A 22,768-nucleotide genomic window follows, 5' to 3' on the forward strand; every position below is an offset into this window, starting at 1 on the left:
AACTTCACATACAAAAACAGACTCATAGGAGTCTGTTTTCAATTCATAAAGTTATCGATTTTCGCTAAACTTTAAACTGCTCAAGCATATCTTCTTGATGAGCAATTTTATCAAACTGCGACTGCATGGTTTGGTCAACGTTAGCTGCTTGAGAGAGCACAGTGTCAGAGATAATACGAATCTCAGAGGCATTGTCATTGACGTCTGTAACTACTTGCCTTTGTTCGTGCAGCATGTTGGCAATTTGCATATTTAAATCAACAATATGCGCAATTGAATCTCGTATAGCATCAAGGGCGTGCTTGGTTTCATCGGCTTTACCTACCGTTGTTTGTACCACTTGCTGACTTTGTTTCATCACTTGTACGGCGCTCATGGCACCAGCTTGGAGTTGATCAATCATTGACTTGATTTCTGTAGTCGCTTCTTGTGTACGCTGCGCGAGTGTTCTTACTTCGTCAGCCACCACAGCAAAGCCGCGACCTGATTCTCCGGCACGGGCTGCTTCAATCGCCGCATTCAGTGCTAGTAGGTTAGTTTGCTCGGCAATACCATTGATCACAGACAGAATTTGTTCGATACCACTTGTTGAGACTTCAAGCTCATTCACGACGTTAACAGCATCGCTTATTTGCTCTGACAATTGTGCGATTGAAGAGGTGGTTTCTGATACAACCTTTTGACCGTCTTGTGCTGCTGTATCTGTATTTTGAATCGCAGAAGCGGCCTCTTGGGCTGTGTTGGCAACACGCTGTTCAGTATCTGACATACTGGCTGTCGCTTCGACTAACGCACCTAACGCATTAACCTGACGCGAGATTTCTTGACGAGATTGGTTTGCATCATTTGACGTTTGCTTCGCATCGGCAAGAATTTCACGACCTAGGCTTTGAATTTGCTCAATGATCCCTTGAAGACGCGCAGTGAATAAGTTGAAGTTTTCTGCAAGCTCTGCAAATTCAGGGTCGCTGTCTGTGTTCAGGCGTACTGTTAAATCAGCATTACCTTTTGCAATATTCGCCATGGCGTCATTAATATCTTCGAGCGGCTTAAGTAGAATATTAATCACAATAGAAAGCAGTACAACAGCAATAATTACAAACAAAATAGTGAAAGTGATTGAGTCACTGGTTAAGTTATCAACCGCGGCGAATACTTTGTCTTTTTCCAGTGCTACGCCAACCAGCCAGTCAAACCCTTCAACTTGTTGAAATACCAGGATGTGCTCTTTACCATTGAGCTCTATGCTTTGCATGGTTTGTTTGAATTGTGTGTTGCCTAAAAATTTAGAGGCTTTTTCACCATTTAATTTGCTATCGGGGTGAGAAATAATGGTGCCGTCTTTACTGACCATAAAGGCGAAACCTGCGTCAAATAAGTTGAATGAGTTAATCATATTACTGAGCTTTGCCAAGCTCACGTCAAAGAAAATAGCACCATGAAATTGACCTGACTTTTTAACCGGTGTGCCAATTGAAACGAGGATTTCTTTTGATACAGAATCAGCATATGGAGCAGTTACAATGAGTTTGCCTGCATTTTTTGCATCTTGATACCAAGGACGTTTTCTTGGGTCCCATGTCGGGCCGGGGTTCCAACTTGGGTCGCTGGCAACATATTTGCCCGTGCGCTCTTCACCATACCCTATGAGAATGAATTCTTCTTGCAGCTTTTGCTGAGCAAGTAGCGGCGCAGCTTCATTTAAACCGCCTGTTTGCGCCACTAAATCAGTGGTGAGGCTAGCCAAATTGGCACTGCCTTGCATTTGAGCTGTGACTGTGTTGCTGATCCCTTGAATAATTTCGGCTACGCTCTGTTCAACTTGTCTTTCAAGGTTACTTTTCAGCGAGAAGTATTGTTTTATAGACAGCACAGTCAGTGCAAGCAGTAAGACCAGTGAGGATATGACGATGATTTTGTGTTTAAACTTCACACATAACTCCAAAGGCCTGAGGCCAGTCATTTATTATTATTAAAGTTTTGATTTGTATCTGTTGATTTGTGAGTGATAACTCAGCGCAATCACTCACTTAGCTAAATGCTAAACCCTACTAAAGTCTAGGGTTTAAATGCTTAAAACACAACCTAACTCAAAGAGTAAAATTAAAAGAGTTTTATTGTTTGCTGGTATTGATTAAATAGACAGCTGAAAGAGCCAGCGCGCCGCCGATAGCAACACTCAAAGGAATGGTTTCTCCAAAATACCAAACAGATAATCCCATTGCGGTTACGGGGACCACAAAGATAAATGAACTAGAGCGACTCGGGCCTATTTTTTGATTTGCTAAGAAAAACACACTCGTGGCAATACTGACCACAATCACAGACAGAAATAGCATATGGTGCCAATAAACTTCAGGATAGTGAGTCATTGAAGTAAGTGGATTTAAATCAAAAGCAAATATATAACTTAATATGCTGGCCCATAAGTACATTAGTGCGCTAAATGTCATGAAGTCGGCAAACTGTGTACCACGTTGGCTGGCAAGAGTCAGAAAAGCCCATGAAAGTGCTGCGAGCACAAAGAATAAGTTACCGGATGCAAAAATCTGCTCGGTATCAAAATGCCAAACCTCAATCATCATCATGCCACCCGCAAGGCCTAATAGCATACCCACGAGCTGCAAAGGCCTAAACTTTTGCTGATTAAAAATAGCAGCAAGCGCAAATGTCATAATGGGGTTTATGGTTGTAACCAGCATGCCGCCTTTACCTGGTAAACCGTCATGTAAGCCTAAGAAGAACAACTGATTATAACTGGCCAACAAAAGTCCTGCGGGTAAAGACCACAGTAAAGCGGGCATAGCAAAGCGCAAATTTACTAGTTTGAATCTTTTTACCAAAAAAAGAATGGGCAGCATACTAACGCTTGCCAGAGCAAGGCGATAAAAAACGGTGAGCTTTGCTGGGGCCATATCGGCAATGATTTTTCCCGAAATCCAACTCGCGCCCCAAAATAACATCGCGGTGACGAGTGCGAGAATAACAGGTGCATCATTCGAGTTTTCTGACTGCTGCAAAGAGTGCATGGTTTTCCTTTAAAGCCCTTATCTAGACAATAACGTTTTATATCATACTTATTTCAGTTTTATTCGAAAAAATGGATGAAAGTCACTGGCTTTACCGAGGTTTTTCAGGGCGCTTGGAATGTTTGATCTAAGTCGTTTTAAGTATTAAATATATTGGTGTTTTTTTAGCCTTTTCAACTTCTATTTCTATACTTCAAATAATACAAGGTCAAAATGGTGAAACACATGGATATCAAAGTACTCCTCATTGACGATGATAACTTTATTCATAAAGTGGTGAGAAAAGCAGCGGATGGGGTATTTAGTGTTTGTCATGCATACAACGGACCTGAAGGCTTTGAAATAGCTAAGTCTGAACAACCCGATGTGATTTTGCTCGATGTTGAAATGCCTGGCCAAAATGGCTATGAATGCTGCGAGGTCTTGAAGTCTGACAATACAACGAAAGAAATTCCTATTGTATTTTTGTCAGGAAAAACTACTTTAAGAGAGCGCATGCTAGGCTATGAGGCCGGTGCTGATGATTATCAACTTAAGCCTTTTGATACCGTTGAATTAATTGCCAAATTGAAGGTGTCAGCCAAATATAAAACAGAGCGAGATTCATTAAAAACAGAAATAAAAACGGCGCATAACACCGCGATGGATGTGATGACTGGCAATAGTGAGCTTGGCTTGGTGATGCGCTTTGTTGAAATGACCTATGGTATTCGCCAGTTAGATTCATTGGCAAAACAGTTGCTCGAACTAACGTCTAGCCTAGACTTGAAATGCTCAGTGCTGTTTGATTTTAATGGCAAGGCATTTACCTATTGCAGCTCAGGTTTACTGTCGCCCATAGAGCAAGAATTGCTAGAAAGCTGTCGAACTAATAAGCGGTTTATTGATTTTGGTTGCCGCACGATTATCAATTATCCAAAAGTAACCTTACTTGTAAAAAACATGCCTTTAGACAGCCCTGAAAAATATGGGCGATTCAAAGATGTTTTGCCTACTGTTTTAGGTGCCACCGATGCCAAACTTAGATTGATGGAAACCAATGATCTCTTGCTGAAACAAGGCGAGAAAACCCATTTTGCTTTCACCAATATTCGCCACTCATTACAAGATCTTGTCAAGAGCTTACATGTTCATCAAGCAGATGCGGGAGAAAGTATCGAACGCCTCGCCAAGAGTATGCAATTTGAATTACCCAAGCTTGCGCTTGAGCCAGACCAAGAAGAGTTTATCCTTGATTCTATCACCAATACATTTGATGAAGTCTCTGAGCACTTGAGTAACTCAAACGAAGTGAATATTACGTTTGTGCATATTTTAAAAGAGATGAAATCCTTAGTCGGGGATTTAGAAAACGTCATCTCAGCAACGCAGCAAGACATCTGCTTTATGCAAGGTGCCGAGGTAGACATTGACGATGAAGATGGCTACCAAATGGACGTAGAGCTATTTTAGTGACAATTTGTTAATGAGTAGGGCGCTACTCAGCGAGTAGTTTATCTATATCCTTGATGGCATTTTGGTAATTGATGATCATAAACTCTTCTTGTGCGGTTAGCTCTTGCAGCAGGTTTCTCATTAAATAAAGTGTTTCTAATAAATATGCCTCTCTGACAGACTCTCGGGAGTAAAAAATATCCCCTAATCGAGTCAAAGTCGCTTCTATGCTTAAGGTTTGGAAGCGATATAGGGTATTTAACGCAGATATAGTCTCGATACGCATATTTGAAGAGATCCCCGATTGCTTGAGTGCATCCCAAGCGGAGTTTCTTAACATATCTTGCACTAAACCATTTGGCATCTGGCTCAAAATAAATGCTCGTTGCTTACTACTATCTAGAAACTCAGGTGGCTCGGTAATAGCAGATTCAACATTGGCAAGAACTTGTTGATGATAAGGTCGCCACTGTTCTAACAATGCTTTATTGGTTGTTAATTCAGCTTTTATGAGTTGCAGGGCACGGACTTTTTCTTGGTCTTTTTTAACTTGCGAATGCATTTCACTCAAAAATAAAGCCAATAGTACACTGAATACGATTAACCCAGATTCAAATAAAACTTTGATGATATTTGCCCGTGCTTTTTTAGTTTGAAAAATCATCGTCCATCCCCTGAAGTTAAGTGGCAACCTCTTTTGGTTAAGAGGATTATTAAAAACATAATAGGGCTGTATCTGATTAGGGTAAACAGAAAAAAGGTAAGTTCACGATGAAAAATCATCAACTCTCTAGTAATACTACTAGACAGGGGCTTTGGAAGTGCAATTGATATCTGTTTGCAGGTTTAGAAAGAAATGTAATTGAGGGGAAAAAGAGGCCAGCCATTGACTGACCTCACAGGGAATTTAGTGAGATACCACAATTAAGCGGATCGCATCGAGTTTCAATTGTGCTTTTTCAATAAACTCATCTAATTGCGCTTTTTGCTTATCGAAGACCTGAATTTCTTCATCACGAATATTCGGGTTGATTGATTTTAGTGCCACAAGACGGCCTTGCTCTTCATTTAATGACGTTTGCATTTTTTCTTGTGCAGCAGCTTTTAGCGTCACTAACTCAGCACCCGCCAATTCATTCGCTTTAGTAATGAGTGGGTGGATCGCAGCTTGTAAAGCATTTGCCAATTTACTACCCGTTTGGCGGCCAACTGCCGAAAGCTGATTGTTGAATGCATCGAAGGCCACATTTTCAGCTAAGTTATTGCCTGCTTTATCAAGTAATACACGAATAGGTGTTGGCGGTAAGAAACGACCAACTTGCAACGCTTTTGGTGCAGAGGCTTCAGCAACAAAAATTAACTCAACAAAGAAGGTCCCTGCAGGTAGTTTTTTGTTTTTCAGTAGTGCTACAGACGCACAACCAAAGTCATCATCACAGATCATGTCCATGGTGCCTTGTACCATAGGGTGATCCCAACTGATGAATTGCGCATCTTCTTGAGAAAGAGAGGTTGCACGATCAAATGTCACTGTAATGCCATCATCACGTAAACACGGGAAAGATGGGTTTAGCATATGCTCAGTTGGCTTCAAGATAATGGTATTTTCGCCTTTATCTTCTTGGTTTACACCAAACATATCAAACACATTGATCATGTAAGCAGGTAGCACAACATCGTCATCCAGTTGTTCAATTTCAGCGGCTAATGCATCTGACTTACCTTGGCCACTAGAGTGCAGCTCTAACAAACGGTCACGACCTTGTTCCATTTGTTTACGTAGTTGTGCGTTTTGTTTTGCTGCTTGTTCTAAAAGCGGGTCTAGTTCTTCTTCGTCACAGTTATGCTCACTGATAAACTCTAATAAATCATCGCTGAACTCTTTGTAAAGAAGCTGTCCCGTTGTGCTGGTGGTTTCGAATGCATCTAGGCCTTCATGGTACCAACGCAATAACACTTCTTGCGCGGTATTTTCAAAGTAAGGCACATGAATGTTGATGTTGAACTTCTGACCAATACGGTCAAGACGGCCAATACGCTGCTCTAGTAAGTCTGGGTTGAGCGGTAAATCGAACAACACAATGTTATGTGAGAATTGGAAGTTACGGCCTTCAGAACCAATTTCAGAACATAGTAATACTTGCGCACTGTCGTATTCGTCGGCGAAGTAAGCTGCTGCACGGTCACGTTCAACAATGCTCATGCCTTCGTGGAAAACGGCTGACTTAATGGCCTCGCGCTCACGTAAAATTTGTTCAAGGCTAATTGCGGTTTGTGCTTCGGCACAGATCAACAACACCTTTTCGTGCTTAAGCTCTTTGAGTTTAGCAATTAACCACTCAACTCGAGGATCAAAACCTGCCCAGCTACTACCTGCGCCTTCAAATTCTTGGAAGATTTTTTCAGGAAACAGAGCGCGTAATGCAGACTTTTCAGGTGTTTGAATGCCACCCATATTACCCATTACAGACATAGCGGTTTTGTATTGCTTAGGTAACTCAACCGGGTAGCTATGTAATTTACGGCTTGGGTAACCATCAATACCACTGCGGCTATTACGGAATAAAATACGACCTGTACCGTGGCGATCTAATAGCATCGACAAGATTTCTTGCTTTGCTGCGTCATCACCACTTTGCGCTTTGGCTAGTAATTCAGTGATGTCAGTTTCTTTTAACAGAGTTTTTAAAGTCGTCTGATTCTTTTCATCTAACTCTCCTTGCTGTAATAGCTGGTTAGCGGCATCAGCAACTTCTTTATAGTGGCTTTCTTCTTCAACAAAAGCATCGTAATCGTAGAAGCGATCTGGGTCTAAAAGCTGCAGACGAGCAAAGTGACTGTAGTGGCCAAGTTGGTCTGGCGTTGCTGTTAGAAGAATTAAGCCCGGAATATCTTGGCTAAGCTCTGCAATACGCAGGTATTCTGTGCTTGGCTTTTCTTTAGTTACCGTTAAGTGGTGCGCTTCATCGATGATCAATAGATCCCAATCAGCCAAAGTGGCTTGTTCAAACCAGCGGCGTTTTTTAGTGATGAACTCAAGACTCACCAATACCAGTTGCTCAGTCTCGAATACATTTGGAGAGTCGGCAAAAGCTTCGTCACAACGTTCTTCATCGAAGATAGAGAAGTACAAGTTGAAGCGACGCATCATTTCAACCAGCCATTGGTGCTGAAGGTTTTCAGGTACCACAATTAGTACTCGGCTAGCACGGCCAGTTAAAATTTGCTGATGTAAAATCATGCCTGCTTCGATGGTTTTACCCAAACCAACTTCATCTGAAAGTAAAACGCGTGGCGCGTGACGTTGGCCCACTTCATCTGCAATATATAACTGGTGTGGGATAAGGCTGGCACGTTGGCCAATTAGGCCTTTTAAATGCGATTGCTGACGAGTGAACTGGTGCTGCCATGTGTTATAACGCAACGTGTAACGGTCGAATCTATCAATTTGACCTGCGAATAAGCGATCTTGTGGCTTATTAAATTTAATAAAGTGGTCTAAAAACGTTTCTTTTAGCGTGGTTTTTTCTTCTGTATCGAGGCGAATACCGTGATAGCTCAGAATGCCATTTTGTTCTTCAACGGTTTCTACCTCTAGTTCCCACTCTTCGACACTGCGAATAACATCACCGGGATTAAAAATTACACGAGTCACCGGTGCTTCTTGTACTGAGTAAACGCGGTTTTCTCCACTGGCAGGGAATAAAATCGTAAGCTGTCGCCCCTCTAAAGCTACGATGGTACCTAATCCTAAATCTGATTCAGTATCACTGATCCAGCGCTGACCTAAGGAAAAATTCATGTTTGTCTCGACTTAGCAGAAAAAAGGCGGCTATGTTAACCGTAAGCAAGGGCCTATTCAATCTTGTTTCTCAGGCAATTTTATGCTTTTAAGGATCCAGTAGCGCGCAGATAAATCACTGCCTTTTAAGATAGTCGAAATCTTCTGATTTAGTGAAGGGAATTGAGCGGTGTATTGAACATTGGTTTGAACAAAATTTACGCCTTGAAGATAAACACACTCTATTTCTGTCATAAAACAGACTTTTATGGCAGATAGGCTAAACTTACAGTGTGGCCATGAGTTTTTGATGGCAACGTCATCAAAAGCCATGGCTGTCGCGGTATCAATGCAACGATAGGAAGATGCTATGGTAAAAGCTCAAGATGTCGATAAAAAAATGTACGTGCTCGACACTAACGTACTACTCCACGAACCCCTCGCATACCTCTCTTTCCAAGAACACGATGTAGTCGTCCCCATGACAGTGTTAGAAGAGCTTGATCATATTAAGGATAGAAAACGTGATGTAAGCCGTGATGCACGTGTTGCTATACGCGGTCTTGAAGATATTTTAAGAGATGCTTCTCCTGAGCAAATGTTAGAAGGGGTGAAGTTGCCTAATACAACTGGTGAGAACAACTCAGATAATTGTGGTCGCCTTGTGATCATCAACGATCATTTATTTCCTGATAATGTCTCTGGTTTGCCGGGTAATGAAAACGATCACAGAATCATTAACTGTGCCATTCATTTACAGCAGCAACATAAAAGTACCAAGGTTGTGCTGGTCACCAAGGACATAAACATGCGTCTCAAAGCAAAAGGGGCCGGACTGAAGTTTGTAGAAGACTATCGAACAGACCAACTCATTGACGATATTAAATTGCTCAGCTCGGGATTCAAAAAGTTCCAAGGTGATTTTTGGCAAAGTGTTGGCGAATGTAGCTCAGAGCAGCAAGGGCGTTACACGCTGCATCATATTCCTAAAGAGCGCATTGAAGACGTTTTCAGCAACGAGTACATTGTTGATGAAACTGATCACTTTGTAGCGCGAGTGGTGGGGTATGACGAAAAACATATTACCCTCAAAGATCTCGGGGTAGAGCGCCTTATGCACCAACAAGCTTGGGGCGTTTCACCGAAAAATATTTATCAAGGTATGGCACTTGATGCCTTATTAGACCCGGAAATAGAACTGGTCATTCTGACGGGCCCAGCCGGTTGCGGTAAGACACTTCTTGCGTTGGCCTGTGCGTTGGAGATGGTGATTGAGAAGAAGGTTTATGACAAGGTCATTGTCACTCGTAATACACCTGAAATCGCAGAGAGCATAGGTTTTCTTCCCGGCACAGAAGAAGAGAAAATGGCACCTTGGCTTGCAGCCATTACCGATACACTTGAGGTGCTACACAAAAATGATGAAAGCCCCATTTCAAGCCGTAACTACATCATGGAAAAGGCCAACATTCAGTTTAAGTCAGTAAACTTTATGCGTGGGCGAAGCATTCAAAATGCGGTGGTGATTTTAGACGAAAGCCAAAACTTAACTGCTTCGCAATTAAAGACCATTATTACCCGATGTGGTGAAGGCACAAAACTCATTTGTACGGGCAACTTGGCACAAATTGACAGTAATTATTTAACCCCAGTGACCTCGGGATTGACCTACTTAGTTGAAAGGTTTAAACACTTTGAAGGTAGCGCCACTATCAATCTTAATGGTGTGGTGAGAAGTCGTTTGGCGTCATTTGCCGAAGAAAACTTATAGCTTAATTAAATATTTTCCATTCAAATCAATGCTCACCTCGGTGGGCATTTTTTATAGCAGTTTTAAACAATCCTTTTATGTTTTTATTTCGTAGCTATATTTTGATACAGGCTGTTTGAGTATACCCAAACCACCTCAATATACGAGGTTCAGCGAGAATTGATTGGCTGTCAGACAAGGCATCGATTTGAAGGTCTAGTGGTTCTAAATCGAAAATTGATAACGCAGTATGAAAGCCAATCAAACTCGCCCAAGGGAGCGTGCTTTCAGTCCTATTTCATCGTCAAAGAACTTGGAAAGGACTCGTCATTACGCTGCGTCCTTTTCCTTGAACTAGAACAGAAGGCAGCGCTCTGAATCATGCATCTTGAGGAAGTTTGGGTATATAAGCAGTTAATAATAACGAAAACTGAGAGTCATCATGAAAACAATATTGATATTAATCGGAGCGTCTTTACTCAGCGCGTCATTTGCAAGCTTTGCAAACGTTAAGTTTAAACTAGAGGCATTATCTGAAAACCTACATGTGCTGTATGGGCGTGGTGGTAATATTGCCATTAGCACGGGCGATGATGGCATTTACTTAGTAGACGACCAATTTGCCAAGCTCAGTGATGACATTAAAAAGCAAATAAGCCAGTTAAAACCTGGTGCGCCTGAGTTTGTGATTAATACGCATCACCATGGCGATCACACTGGTGGAAATGAGAACTTTGCCAAAGCAGGGAGTCATGTCATAGCGCATCATAATGTGTATGACCGCTTGAAAGAAAAGCATGGTGAAGGGTCTAAATATTTGCCTGTTTTAAGCTTCAGCCAAGATATGACACTTCATTTTAACAATGAACACGCGCAGCTTTGGCATTACGCCCATGCTCACACCGATGGCGATTCGGTCATTTTTTACAAAAATGCCAATGCAGTACACATGGGAGATATTTTCTTTAATTTAGGTAGTTTACCTTTTGTCGATGTCGACAGTGGTGGTTCGCTTGATGGCGTGATAAATGCGGTGGAGCAAACCTTATCAAGAATAGATGGCGATACTAAAGTGATCCCAGGTCACGGCCCTGTTACTAACAAGCCGGCGCTCGAAACTTATCGAGCATTACTGTTACAAGCTAAAAGTGTCATGGTATCAGCGATGAGCGGCGGCAAATCACTTGAAGAGGTGCTTACTGCAAAGCCGCTGTCAGCGTTGAATTTAACTTATTCAAACTGGTTACCAGAAGAGCGAGTGACCACTTTGTTTTATAGAAGCTTGAGTGCGCCACATCATAAACATTAATCGCTATTTGTTGTTATTTCTTACATCAGTGAAGAGGTTACTTCGCTGATGTATTAACCATCTATGGTTGTCTTCTAAGCACTAAGACTAAAGTGTATGTCCCTAATTAAACACATTTGCTCTGGATCAATTCTTTGATTTTGTTCTGCTGTCACACTTATTGATGTAGTAAGAGTTCAGTATTAAGAGATCAAAATCTAATTGAATGGGAAATTCACATTATGACTTCAGCGTTTTATATTCCAACAGTAAATCTTATGGGTGCAGGTTGTTTGAAGGATGCCGCCGACAGCATTCAAGCACAAGGTTTTAAAAAGGGCCTTATCGTTACCGATCAAGTATTAAATAAAATTGGTGTTGTGGCTCAAGTGCAAGCTTTATTAACTGAACGTGACGTGCAAACGGCTGTTTTTGATGGCACGCAACCAAATCCAACCATTGGCAATGTTGAACAAGGGTTAAGCATCTTATCTGACAACCAATGTGATTTTGTTATTTCACTGGGTGGTGGCTCTCCGCATGATTGTGCAAAAGGTATCGCATTAGTTGCCGCTAATGGCGGAAAAATTGCTGACTATGAAGGCGTTGATCAATCTGCAAAACCTATGTTACCGCTGATTGCAATTAACACCACAGCAGGAACTGCATCAGAAATGACGCGCTTTTGTATCATTACCGATGAAGCGCGCCACATAAAAATGGCGATTGTTGATAAGCATACGACACCGCTTATTTCAGTAAATGACCCTGAGCTGATGTTAGCAAAGCCAGCATCATTGACGGCTGCAACGGGAATGGATGCACTGACACATGCCATTGAAGCTTATGTATCAATTGCAGCGACGCCAATTACTGATGCGGTGGCGATTAAAGCCATTGAATTAATTCAAGCCAATCTTCGTGAAGCCGTGCAAAATGGTGAAAGCATTGAAGCGCGTGAGCAAATGGCTTATGCACAGTTTATGGCGGGGATGGCATTCAATAATGCATCGCTTGGTTATGTGCATGCCATGGCACACCAATTAGGTGGTTTCTATGATTTACCGCACGGTGTGTGTAACGCAATTTTATTACCTCACGTTCAGCGCTTTAATGCCAAAGCTTGCCCTGAGCGACTAACTGATGTGGCAAAAGCCATGGGTGTTGATGTGAGTGCTCTGACGGTAGAACAAGGCGCAGAAGCGGCGATTGATGCCATCGTTAAATTAGCGGCTGATGTGGGTATTCCTTCAGGTATTGAGCAGCTAGGTGCCAAAGCTGATGATATTCCGACCTTAACTGAAAATGCATTGAAAGATGCGTGTGGGTTTACTAACCCTATTCAGGCTACTGCAGAAGAGATTTCAGAAATCTTCCGCGCAGCAATGTAATTAAAAGAACGAATTTGCTTTTTAGATGTCGAAGCCTTGGTATATTTACCAAGGCTTTTTTACTTTGGTATTGAATTTATTTGAGGATTTTTTATCCTTACGCTTTTATCTTCTCGCCGTTTTAAATTTCAGGGCCAAACTATGTTTAGTAAAATTGTAAAACTTAAAGATTATCAATTACTCACATTAGGTTGGTTAGGCATGTTATGTATGGTGTGTTTAAACTGCACAGTGCATAGCGTATTTATTGCTAAACAGCGAGTTGATATTACTTCCTCTATTTTGTGGTCATTGCAAGAGTTCGGTATTTGGTTGCTGATAACACCGTTTATTTGTTTTGCTCTCCAGCGCAGTATGAAATTAAAACAATTAATCTCAGTGGGATTTTTCGCGCTTACATGCGTGTTAACCGTAAACACGAGCCTTGATGTTTTAATTGAGCAGGCCAAATGGCAAGAAAGCCTTTTTTATAATTGGCATAAACATGCCATTGCTTATTTGGCCATCGTCACTTTAGTGTATTTTAAAAGCCGGTTTGTCGATGTAAATCGGGCACAAAGTGGCGACTCATTTGCTCAAACATCTCGTTCATGTGTTAATCAAAAAGCGGAAGAAAAAACAGAGTTACAAAGGTTGCAAATAGAAGAATTTGATATTGCGTTTACCGATATTTACTTTGCAAAAGCCGCGGGTAATTATGTTGAGTTACATACCAAGCAAGGTATATCTCTGGTACGCACAACCATGAAAGATTTAGAAAATTGCTTACCTGCTCAGACTTTCTATCGCTGCCATCGCTCTTATCTTGTCAATCTTTCTCATGGTGCAAAGCTAGTCAATGCGCGCTCGGGTCATGGTCTATTGGTGCTCAATAACGACATTGAGGTGCCTGTCAGTAAAAGTAATCGTTCAACAACTAAATTGCTGTTAGGCCTTTAAAAATAAAGACTAGGGACGAATGGATGAATAACCTTTTGTCCCAAATCTTATGAGTTCGTCACATAGAGCTGGGTTGGGTAGAATCAATTTTATATAGTTTTCATCATCAAAATTCTGAGGAGAAAATAATATGAATAAGCCGTCACTTACTCTAACGACTCGCTTACTACACTGGTCGGTTGCATTCACTATGCTAGGTTTGATTAGTGTGGGTTATTACATGGTGAACTGGGAAGTATGGTCTTTATATCCTATCCACAAAGCGCTAGGTGTTATCGCGCTATTGATAGTATTACCACGTGCAATTTACCGTATTAAAAAAGGCTTCTTACCTGCTGATGACAATGCATCAGAGGCATTTAATAAAGCCATTCATTTCGCCCATTGGGGTTTACTAATAGGTACCTTGTTAATGCCAGTAAGCGGTATGCTTTACTCAGGCTTTGGCGGGTACGGTATCGATGTGTTTGGCCTGACTTTAGTGCCAAATAACTATACAGAGAATGGCGCAGTACCTTTCAATGAGACTGTTTTTGTAGTTGCTAAAGCTGCACATTCTTATATTGCTTACGCTTTAACAGCGCTCATTGCATTACACATGCTTGGCGCCATCAAGCATCATGTGTTTGACAAAGACACAACACTATTGCGTATGTTAGGCCGTGCTTAATTAAGGATTATTATAATCCTCAAATCAGTTCTATGTGTGGTTGAAGTTATAGCTTTTCTTCGACCACATGCACAATACTATAAAGTCCTTGCTTGTCAGGAAAGATTAAATTTTCATGTGCATCAACCATCTTCCAATCGGTCCGACAAGTACCTGGGTACTTTGGTGTGGTGAACTCAATAGAAATATCTATGATTTCACCAGATTCTACTGTAGGCAGGGGAATGCTATCTCTTGAGTAGCATAAGTTAGGGTCCTGAGGCGTGATACGTTTTAGATGTTTTTCTTTCCAAGGTACGGTGCCAATATTTTGCACCCGCCAAGTTTTAGTAAAACGCGTGTTAATAGGAACAGGTGTTCCATCTGGAATAGTGACGTCTTTAATAAACTTGGTTGCAAAGCCTGTTTTTAGTTCTATCTTTTCATTCTTACTATCTGAAATATAAGCATAAAAATAATATGGCGACGCTGTTAAACAGATCAAACTAACTAGCCATATTACATAGCTAGGTAAAGTCTTAGGCTTTAATTTTCTCACTATAGCGTGCAGCCTAACAGCATTAAGGTTATTGCTGTAAGTCGATACTTTTCTTTGCTCATCAGCTTTGTTGGCTTGTAACAACGCTGCGAATTCTTCTTCGTTTATCTCTAAAACGGTCATAAGCTTAATCTGCAGACTTTCACTGGGTATACGTTGACCATCGAGTACTTTATAAAAGTGAGAGCGACTGCATTCGCATAGGTTAACGATTTGTTTTATGGTTAGTCCTTTTGTCTCCGAGACACTTTTAATCTGGCGTCTGAGTGGTGTCATGCTTATTCCTTTTTGGGACTTTTTAGTACTTTAAGTTTTTTGTCTCTGAGACAATTTTTCCATTGTACATAAAAAAAGCAAGGCATAGAGTGTGTTGTAGGATTTTTGTAATACAAAATACTTATAAAGCATAACAATCACTTGATCCCTAACGCCGAGTAAGAAATTTAAGACAATGAAATGGTTAAAGCACTGTTTGTTTTATCTATTCACACCTAGTCGAACGTGTGATGAGTGTACCCTAGTATTTAAATCAAAGCAGAGTAATGAGCGGCTATGTGAAAAGTGCCAAGCGCGGAGAAATGAGGCCAAGCAATAGGCTTTTATAGGTGAACAGATAGGTTATAAAACCTCTCGAAATTGTAGTTGTTGATTATACTAACTAATAACTAGTTTTTTAGAGGCGAGATAATGAGACGAGTATGTCTTGTTTTCCTATTAATTATATCGACCTGCTCATTGGCTAAACCATTTAATGTCGTAACAGGCATTGATAGACCGCCATATTCTCTACAAAATGCAAGGGTAGGCTTTGAAATAGAGTTGCTAAATGCGGTGCTAGAAAAAGTAGTGAATAAGCATGAGTTTGTTATCGCCCCCTATGGTCGGTCAATTAAAATTCTGGATGTTAGAAACATAGATGCTATGACTACAGCCAGTGTCGCCTTATATAAAGCGTCAGGTAAGCTCAGTATGCCCTATATTCAGTATCAGAATGTCGCAGTGACTTTAAAAAGTGTAAATTTAAAGATCGAATCAATCAATGACCTAGAGCGCTTTTCTATCGCTACCTTTTTAAATGCTAAAACGATCTTAGGAGACATTTTTAATCAAGCAGTTTCAAAGTCGAGCCAATACACCGAATTATCAGACCAATCTCTGCAATTACACATGCTTAGAAAGAATAAGGTCCAAGTCTTAGTAATGGATATCAATATATTCAATTACTTTAATAAGTTTCATGAACTTGAGGTTGATATTCACCGGATCTTTCCGCTTACTGCTTATGGACTTCTGGTTAAAGAAAATGCTTTTAAAACTCGTTTTGATCATGCGCTACAGCAATATTTAAATTCCGACGCCTACCTTTCGTTAGCCAACAAATGGTCTATTGACCCTAATCTATTAATAAAGCAGTAAATTTTAAATTGCATTTAGTATGCATGTTATTTTCATTGTAGGGAAAACTATGTTTTCAATCTGGTTTTACCAGTTTGTATTGGATAGTTTTTTCAATGGAAGTGTTTATCTGTTTACAAAATTTCACATTTAATGCTTTAAATTTAAATCTATTTAAAACAGTTTGTTAGCTTTGTTTTTTAAGTGGGTTTTTGTGTCGGTATTCGTAATAAAAGGGTTGTGTAGTTTACAAAATTGTAAATAAAGTTAGAATTTATTGCATACAATATCCTTTATTGTATTTGGACTGGCTTTCGTGCAATTTGAGCCAGTCTTTTTTTGCGTCAGATCAGCAGGTTATTGGCTTAATCTGTTTCCAACGCAATGGTAATAATTGATTATCTGGAAGTAGAAGTATGATGTATAAATCGAAAAAGTTGTTTGTAGGGGCAAGCCTATTTGCTGCTGCAACACTTCCAACCTATGCCTCAGCAGCCGCAATGTGCGGTGCAACGACAACAACAGGCAATGCTTTAACACTTGGACAAACTGAGTGTATTTCAGGAAATGGACTTTATTTCTATGTAGATATTGAGCAGGATGCCACACCACTTAACATTTCCACTTCTGGTGGCATTGGCGAGGCTGATATTCTCGTAAACACAGGAAGTTGGGCAACTTCTAGCTCCCACATTGCACGTACACAAGATGTGGGCACAAACGACTCTTTAAAAATTACAGCAAACAAAGGTCGTTTATATATCAGTGTGTTTGGTCTTCATGAACAAGTACAATTGTCTTTGACTAAAGCAACTGTAGATGAGCAGCCTGTAGGGGCTACTTGTAGCCAAACTAAGCACCCTAGTGGCGCATTAGCTTTAAATGAATCTGTATGTATTGGTGGTAATGGTCTTTATTATTATGTTGACGTACCAGAAGACAATACCGAGCTGACAATTCAGACCCAAGGCGGTGAAGGCGAAGCGGATATTTTTGTAAATCGAGATGGCTGGGCAACACGTAGCAGTTTCATTGCCTCATCTGCGAATGCTGGCACCAACGAAACATTAAAAGTGACGGCTAACAAAGGATTATTTTACGTCAGTGTAATGGGCCAAAATGATGGCGTGAACTTCTCTGTTAAAACTGGGACTTCAACCCCAGATCCAGTAAACCCAACAGATCCTGCAACAGCAGATTTTGTGGTTGTAGAACCAGTTGTGGTGTCTATACCAGCTGCAGTGATTAATTCAAAAGCAGAATTTAGCACAGATGTTGAGCAGATCATTGCCTCTACTTGGGCGCAGTGGGGCGAGATTTCAGCAAACTCTCCAGGCGTAGTAGCGGATGTTGCCAAAGCCATTCATTTCCTTGCACAGCAAGATGATATAAAAGACAAAGACCTAGATACCTTACTGTATTTTTTACGTAACTTTGCGGCAAATGGCGACTTTACTCAGTTTAGTCAAGCGGATGCTAAGTTAATCAGTGATGCGCTTCATGCAGTTGCTATGATGACAGAGTTTTATACCACAGGTGCGCCGGCTGGTTTAATTCATGAAAGCTATGCAACTGCTTTGATTAATTTAACCACAGCTGAAGGCGCGCAGTTTATTACTGAGCAATTACCACACTTAATGGCACTGACTCAGTTCTATGCGGGCTTATCTAACCCATATGTGAATGACAATTTCGGCTACAGCACCAATCAAATCTTAAAAGCATTTTATGATTTAGCTTACATTGGTAAACAAAATGCGGTGATTAAAGCGGCATTTAATGAGCATATGCTTGCTGTGATGTCTGTACTGCGCAGTTATGCACTAGGCGAAACAGGCTTAGATATGCGCTGGAATGCAGATGCTGATCGACTTTGGATTGTTCCGCACGAATTTTTAGCATTAGGCCATGTTGCAAATCTTGCAGAGCCAGCAGTTCAAGCGCGTATTGATGATATTGTGAAAGAAATCTTCGACGTAACATCGGCACAAGTTGACGCAGAGGAAGTGAAGAAGAAAATCACAGAAAGCTACCTTGAAACCGTTAATCGCAGCTGTGACAGTAGCGATGCACTGAACGGTTATTGTTCTGTGCCTAAAAAGGTGGAAGATATCTTAACCATTACCTACCAATGTAATGACGCTATTACTATTCGTGCACAAGCAATGACAAACCAGCAACTTGCAACAGCATGTAGCAAGATGGCTGATGTAGGCAGCAACTTCCACCAGTTCTTTAATACCAATATGCAGCCGGTTAGCAATGATAACAACACCAAACTTGAAGTGATTGTTTATGCAACACCTGAAGACTATGAAGCATATGGCTATCAATTTTTTGGTCATAATACCAATAATGGTGGTATTTACCTTGAAGGCGACCCAAGTGTAGCTGGCAATATTCCGCGTTTCCATGCAATGCAATGTCCACAAAGCTGGGTTGGCTTTTCATGTGACACCGCAGGTGAAGTCTATAACTTAGAGCATGAATACGTTCACTATTTAGATGGTCGTTACAACTTATATGGCATGTTCGCACACCATAATAATACGGTTTCTTGGGCCGAAGGGTGGGCTGAGTTCTTAACTAAAGGTCAGTACAACAAGCGTAACTTTGATGCCATTGCAGGTAAGACGATTCCGTCACTACGCAGTATTTTATTCATGGAATATGGATTTGATAATTTGTATCCCTGGAGCTACTTAACGATGCGTTATTTGGCTGAAAACCATAAACAGAGTGTGTTGGCGCTTTCAAATGCATTGAAGTTAAGTGATAGCACGCAGTTTGAAACACTACTGGGTCAAATTGCGACCGATCATAATGATGACTTTATCAATTGGATGGTTGCAAACACCGACGCGGTTGCACCAGGCGTACTACCAGTTCCTGTTGCAGGTGTATTCTCTGGTTGTGAGTTGTTGACCACTTATGAGCGCGGCACAGCAAAAGCAAGTGTTTCAATCACTAACCCGTATGCTGAGCCTGTGACTTTGTACTGGGTGAACCCTGCAACAGGTGCTGCGGATTTAGCAAACCCATATGCAACTTTGAGTAATGGCGAAGTATATAGCGCTGATTTTTGGTCTCAAGGCGACCGTATGGTAGTTATGGATAGTCAAAATACCTGTTTAGGTGTGGCGGCGTTAACTGAGCTAAACAGTGATTATGTGATCACGCAAGCTATGCTACCAAGCACAGACAACGGCTCTGGCACAGATAATGGTTCTGGCACAGATAATGGTTCTGGCACAGACAATGGTTCTGGCACAGACAATGGTTCTGGCACAGACAATGGTTCTGGCACAGACAATGGTTCTGGCACAGACAATGGTTCTGGCACAGACAATAGCTCTGGTACAGACACGGGTTCTGGCACAGATACTGGCTCTGGTACAGATACTGGCTCTGGTACAGACACGGGTTCTGGTACAGGTGAAAACCCTTGGACGCCAATTGCGAACTGTCCAAATACTGAAACAAACAGTGCCTATGACATCGCAATTAATGAAAAGATCTGTATGACGGGCTCAGCGTCTAAGTACTTCACCATGACAGTACCTTGGGATGCTTCAACCGTTACTATCGGCTTAATGGGCGGTGAAGGTAATGTCAACCTATATGTGAACAATGAAAGTAATGCTTGGCCGACGTCTGCTGCAGCTGATTTATCGAGTACCAATGCGGGTACATCTCAATCAGTTCAGTTTACTGCCAATGCAGGCCAGCAGATCATGCTTCAGCTTGATGGCCAGTTTACTGGGGTGACTTTCCATGCCTTAGTGCAAAGTAATGAGCAAGGCGGTGGTAACACAGATCCAACACCAACCGATCCAAATGACCCATTTGTAAATAACCACCCAGAGTTAAATGATGGCTTACCTGAAGATGAGTCTCGCTTCTTAGGCTTAGATGGTCAGGCTTTGGTTGAGCGTATTATGGCGTCTAACCCGCAACATGTGGGTGCCGTATTCAACATTAAATCGGGTCAGGCGAGATACTTATTCAGCGAATCTAATATGATGTCGGTGATCAGCGAGTTACGTCGTCAAGCGCGTACTATTGATGAGTACAATGCCTATAAAGTACAAGGTTTAATTTACTTCTTACGTGGCGGGTTATTTGTACAGTTCTTTAACCCTGATCTAGTTCCTGAGTATTCTTCAACTATTGAAGTAAACCTAAAAGCAGCAATGCAGGACTTATTTGCGAGCTCTGGTATTTATGGTGAGTCAAACGACCAAGCATTAGCGCTTCAAGAGTTATTAACCTTAACTGACTCAGCTGAGATCCGTGCGCCATTCTATGATAACTACATCAATATTTTAGAGATGTTTGATGAAACATGGGCGGCTAAGCGAAGCCGTATGGCGGCTGCTAATGCCATGATGACCGCGTTTTTCCGTGCTTCACAAGCAGCGCCAAATGGTGATGCAGATTTCATCGCGCGTATGCAAGATGGCCGTTTACTCGATACTATGTATCGCTTTCAACGTGATAACCGTTATTTACTGCAAGCAGACGATAACTACTTTATTAAAAATGTGGTGAATGAGCTTGCGCGTTTCTTAAGTGTGCCGTCATTAAAAGATCAGGTTAAGCCAATGGTTAAGAACATTTTGGCATCAACCAGTCAGTATGATGAAACTGCGCCGTTATGGGTAAAAGCAGGCAGCATGGCAGATACATTTGACCGTCAAGATTGTGGTTACTATGACATCTGTGGCTTTGCATATTACTTAGAAAAAGAAACCTTAAAGTTTAACTATCAGTGTTCAGAGACATTAAAGATCCGTGCTCAGCAGATGTATAACGATCAAGCTCAGTGGATCTGTGAAGTATTAGGTCAGCAAGAAGCGCATTTCCACACTGTATTAAAGACGTATAACATCCCTGTGGCAGATGACTATAACGATGCACTTGAACTGGTTATTTTCAACTCATCAGAAGATTACCGCGACTATGCCGGCACATTCTTTAACATGGATACCAACAATGGTGGTATGTATTTAGAAGGTGCGCCGAACAATCCGAATAACCAAGCGCGTTTTATTGCTTATGAGCAAAATGGTGATGACTATTTCCACGTATGGAACCTACAACACGAGTATGTTCACTACTTAGATGGTCGCTTTGATTTATATGGTGACTTTGCACAAGGCTTAACCGCTGCTACAACTTGGTGGACAGAAGGTTTAGGTGAGTACATTGCATATCAAGACGGCTATAACCACGCAATCAATGTTGGCAAAGCGGGCAACGTAGCACTGTCTACTATTTTCACAAACACCTATGAGTCTGGCCAAGATCGCATCTATCGCTGGGGTTATTTAGCAGTACGCTTTATGCATGAGCGTCATTCAAGTGATGTGGCACAAATCCTAACTTACTTACGTAGTGGCGAGTATCAAGTTTATCAGCAATACATTGATGACATTGGTACACGTTATGACAACGAGTTTGCAAATTGGGTTGCATCATTGGCTGAAGGTGTAAGCGGTATTGTTGAAAGAGGCCCAGATGATACGGTGGCTGTAAATTCAGGTGATACTAGTAACTGGGCAGGCGAGCTAGAAACAATTGATACCGATTTCACGCCATGTATTGCAACGGATGCAGAAAACGCATTTGATCCAAGTAACAACCAGTTAAGTAAAGGTGTGACTGTGGTGGAATGTATTTCGCCAAGCACATCGAGCGCAAACTTTGTGTTTGCAAACTCTGAGTACAAGCCGTTAACGCTGCGTATTACCACACAAGGTGGTTGGGGTAATCTTGATATCCTATACAAAGGCGGTAACTGGGCAACACGCAGTGACTTCACAGCTAAATCGGGTGGTCACGGTAATACAGAATCGATTGACCTACAAATCGATGCCAATGAACACTGGCACTACTTCTCTCTTGACGGTCAGTTTGGCGGCGCCAAGATGACGGTGGAGATTGTTGAGTAACCCTACAACAGAAGTAAAAATCAGTTTCATTATTTGATACGTCCCTAAAGCCACTCGCAAGAGTGGTTTTTTTGTTTTCAGCATTTTAGCGGAGGAAGGCCGTATTTAACTTAAGTTTGATAGGGGAACAGTAACAAAACAGGCATAAAAAAAGAAAGCATATGCTTTCTTTTTTGCTTAGTTTGTATTTAAAAATTAGCGCCGGTTGGCGGTATTTTACCATTATGTGTTTTAGGCCTTTGATGATGTTCATGGCCGTGCTCAAGCTTTTCGTTATGGCCATGACGGCTTCTAGTTTGATGGTTCGGCTGCAGTGGGGGGGCAGAAATATTAGGACTTACTGGCGCAGCTTGCATCGCTGGTGCCTGAAAATCAGGTGTTTTGTGCGCCATCGCAGTAATTGGCTGCTTTAACTCCGCTTCTTGCGTTGGTAATGAACTGGGCGGCGCATTTTCCGTATGCTGGCTAGTTAATACAGAAGGTTTTAATGGTGCTTCTTCTGGTTGAGAATTATGCGTGAAAATAATGATGCTAGACACCGCCATTAACGCAATAGGAATGATAATTTTATTCATACGACACCTCTGAATATTGTATAC

Annotated in this window: 15 protein-coding genes; 8 read left to right on the forward strand and 7 right to left on the reverse strand. The window is 41.4% G+C overall.

Going from position 1 to position 22,768, the window contains the following annotated elements:
* Positions 1-64: 64 nt before the first annotated feature.
* Complete coding sequence (locus tag C1E24_RS14755) at positions 65-1,933, reverse strand: methyl-accepting chemotaxis protein (protein ID WP_171040903.1); 1,869 nt, start codon at positions 1,931-1,933, stop codon at positions 65-67.
* Between the two features lie 181 nt (positions 1,934-2,114).
* On the reverse strand, positions 2,115-3,029 hold the full coding sequence (locus tag C1E24_RS14760; RefSeq protein ID WP_138482720.1) for a DMT family transporter: 915 nt from the start codon (positions 3,027-3,029) through the stop codon (positions 2,115-2,117).
* 225 nt (positions 3,030-3,254) lie between these two features.
* Between C1E24_RS14760 and C1E24_RS14765 the strand changes: the two genes are divergently transcribed.
* Complete coding sequence (locus C1E24_RS14765; protein WP_171040904.1) at positions 3,255-4,481, forward strand: response regulator; 1,227 nt, start codon at positions 3,255-3,257, stop codon at positions 4,479-4,481.
* A gap of 25 nt (positions 4,482-4,506) precedes the next feature.
* Here C1E24_RS14765 and C1E24_RS14770 read toward each other — a convergent pair whose 3' ends face one another.
* From C1E24_RS14770 to C1E24_RS20970, 3 genes are all read right to left on the reverse strand, one after another.
* Complete coding sequence (locus tag C1E24_RS14770; RefSeq protein WP_138482724.1) at positions 4,507-5,127, reverse strand: hypothetical protein; 621 nt, start codon at positions 5,125-5,127, stop codon at positions 4,507-4,509.
* Positions 5,128-5,370: 243 nt separating this feature from the next.
* Positions 5,371-8,265 (reverse strand): RNA polymerase-associated protein RapA, encoded by a 2,895-nt coding sequence (gene rapA, locus C1E24_RS14775; RefSeq protein WP_138482726.1) that lies wholly within the window; start codon positions 8,263-8,265, stop codon positions 5,371-5,373.
* A gap of 57 nt (positions 8,266-8,322) precedes the next feature.
* Positions 8,323-8,499, reverse strand: coding sequence for a hypothetical protein (locus tag C1E24_RS20970; RefSeq protein WP_171040905.1), 177 nt, complete (start codon positions 8,497-8,499; stop codon positions 8,323-8,325).
* Between the two features lie 115 nt (positions 8,500-8,614).
* On the opposite strand from C1E24_RS20970, the gene C1E24_RS14780 reads away from it, so the two are divergent.
* From C1E24_RS14780 to C1E24_RS14805, 5 genes are all read left to right on the forward strand, one after another.
* Positions 8,615-10,015, forward strand: coding sequence for a PhoH family protein (locus tag C1E24_RS14780; protein ID WP_138482727.1), 1,401 nt, complete (start codon positions 8,615-8,617; stop codon positions 10,013-10,015).
* A gap of 421 nt (positions 10,016-10,436) precedes the next feature.
* Positions 10,437-11,303 carry an MBL fold metallo-hydrolase gene (locus tag C1E24_RS14790; protein WP_138482729.1) on the forward strand — a complete coding sequence of 289 codons (867 nt, stop codon included), beginning with the start codon at positions 10,437-10,439 and terminating at the stop codon, positions 11,301-11,303.
* A gap of 221 nt (positions 11,304-11,524) precedes the next feature.
* Positions 11,525-12,673: an L-threonine dehydrogenase gene (gene yiaY / locus C1E24_RS14795; RefSeq protein WP_138482731.1), complete on the forward strand. Its 1,149-nt coding sequence runs from the start codon at positions 11,525-11,527 to the stop codon at positions 12,671-12,673.
* Between the two features lie 141 nt (positions 12,674-12,814).
* Positions 12,815-13,612, forward strand: coding sequence for a LytR/AlgR family response regulator transcription factor (locus C1E24_RS14800; RefSeq protein WP_138482733.1), 798 nt, complete (start codon positions 12,815-12,817; stop codon positions 13,610-13,612).
* Between the two features lie 130 nt (positions 13,613-13,742).
* On the forward strand, positions 13,743-14,282 hold the full coding sequence (locus C1E24_RS14805; protein WP_138482735.1) for a cytochrome b: 540 nt from the start codon (positions 13,743-13,745) through the stop codon (positions 14,280-14,282).
* Between the two features lie 46 nt (positions 14,283-14,328).
* Here the strand turns inward: C1E24_RS14805 and C1E24_RS21120 are convergent, their stop codons facing one another.
* Entirely contained in the window at positions 14,329-15,096 is a 768-nt protein-coding gene (locus tag C1E24_RS21120; protein WP_240722030.1) for an NBR1-Ig-like domain-containing protein, read from the reverse strand.
* A gap of 411 nt (positions 15,097-15,507) precedes the next feature.
* Here C1E24_RS21120 and C1E24_RS14815 point away from each other — a divergent pair, with 411 nt between their 5' ends.
* Positions 15,508-16,236, forward strand: a complete 729-nt coding sequence (locus C1E24_RS14815) for a substrate-binding periplasmic protein (protein ID WP_138482737.1) — start codon at positions 15,508-15,510, stop codon at positions 16,234-16,236.
* A gap of 395 nt (positions 16,237-16,631) precedes the next feature.
* The gene (locus C1E24_RS14820; RefSeq protein WP_138482739.1) at positions 16,632-22,169 is read left to right on the forward strand and encodes a collagenase; all 5,538 of its coding nucleotides are present in this window, start codon (positions 16,632-16,634) and stop codon (positions 22,167-22,169) included.
* Between the two features lie 188 nt (positions 22,170-22,357).
* On the opposite strand, the gene C1E24_RS14825 is transcribed toward C1E24_RS14820, so the two are convergent.
* Positions 22,358-22,744, reverse strand: coding sequence for a hypothetical protein (locus C1E24_RS14825; protein ID WP_138482741.1), 387 nt, complete (start codon positions 22,742-22,744; stop codon positions 22,358-22,360).
* Positions 22,745-22,768: the final 24 nt, after the last annotated feature.

This window comes from Pseudoalteromonas phenolica (genome assembly GCF_005876835.1).
GTDB lineage: Bacteria > Pseudomonadota > Gammaproteobacteria > Enterobacterales > Alteromonadaceae > Pseudoalteromonas > Pseudoalteromonas phenolica_B.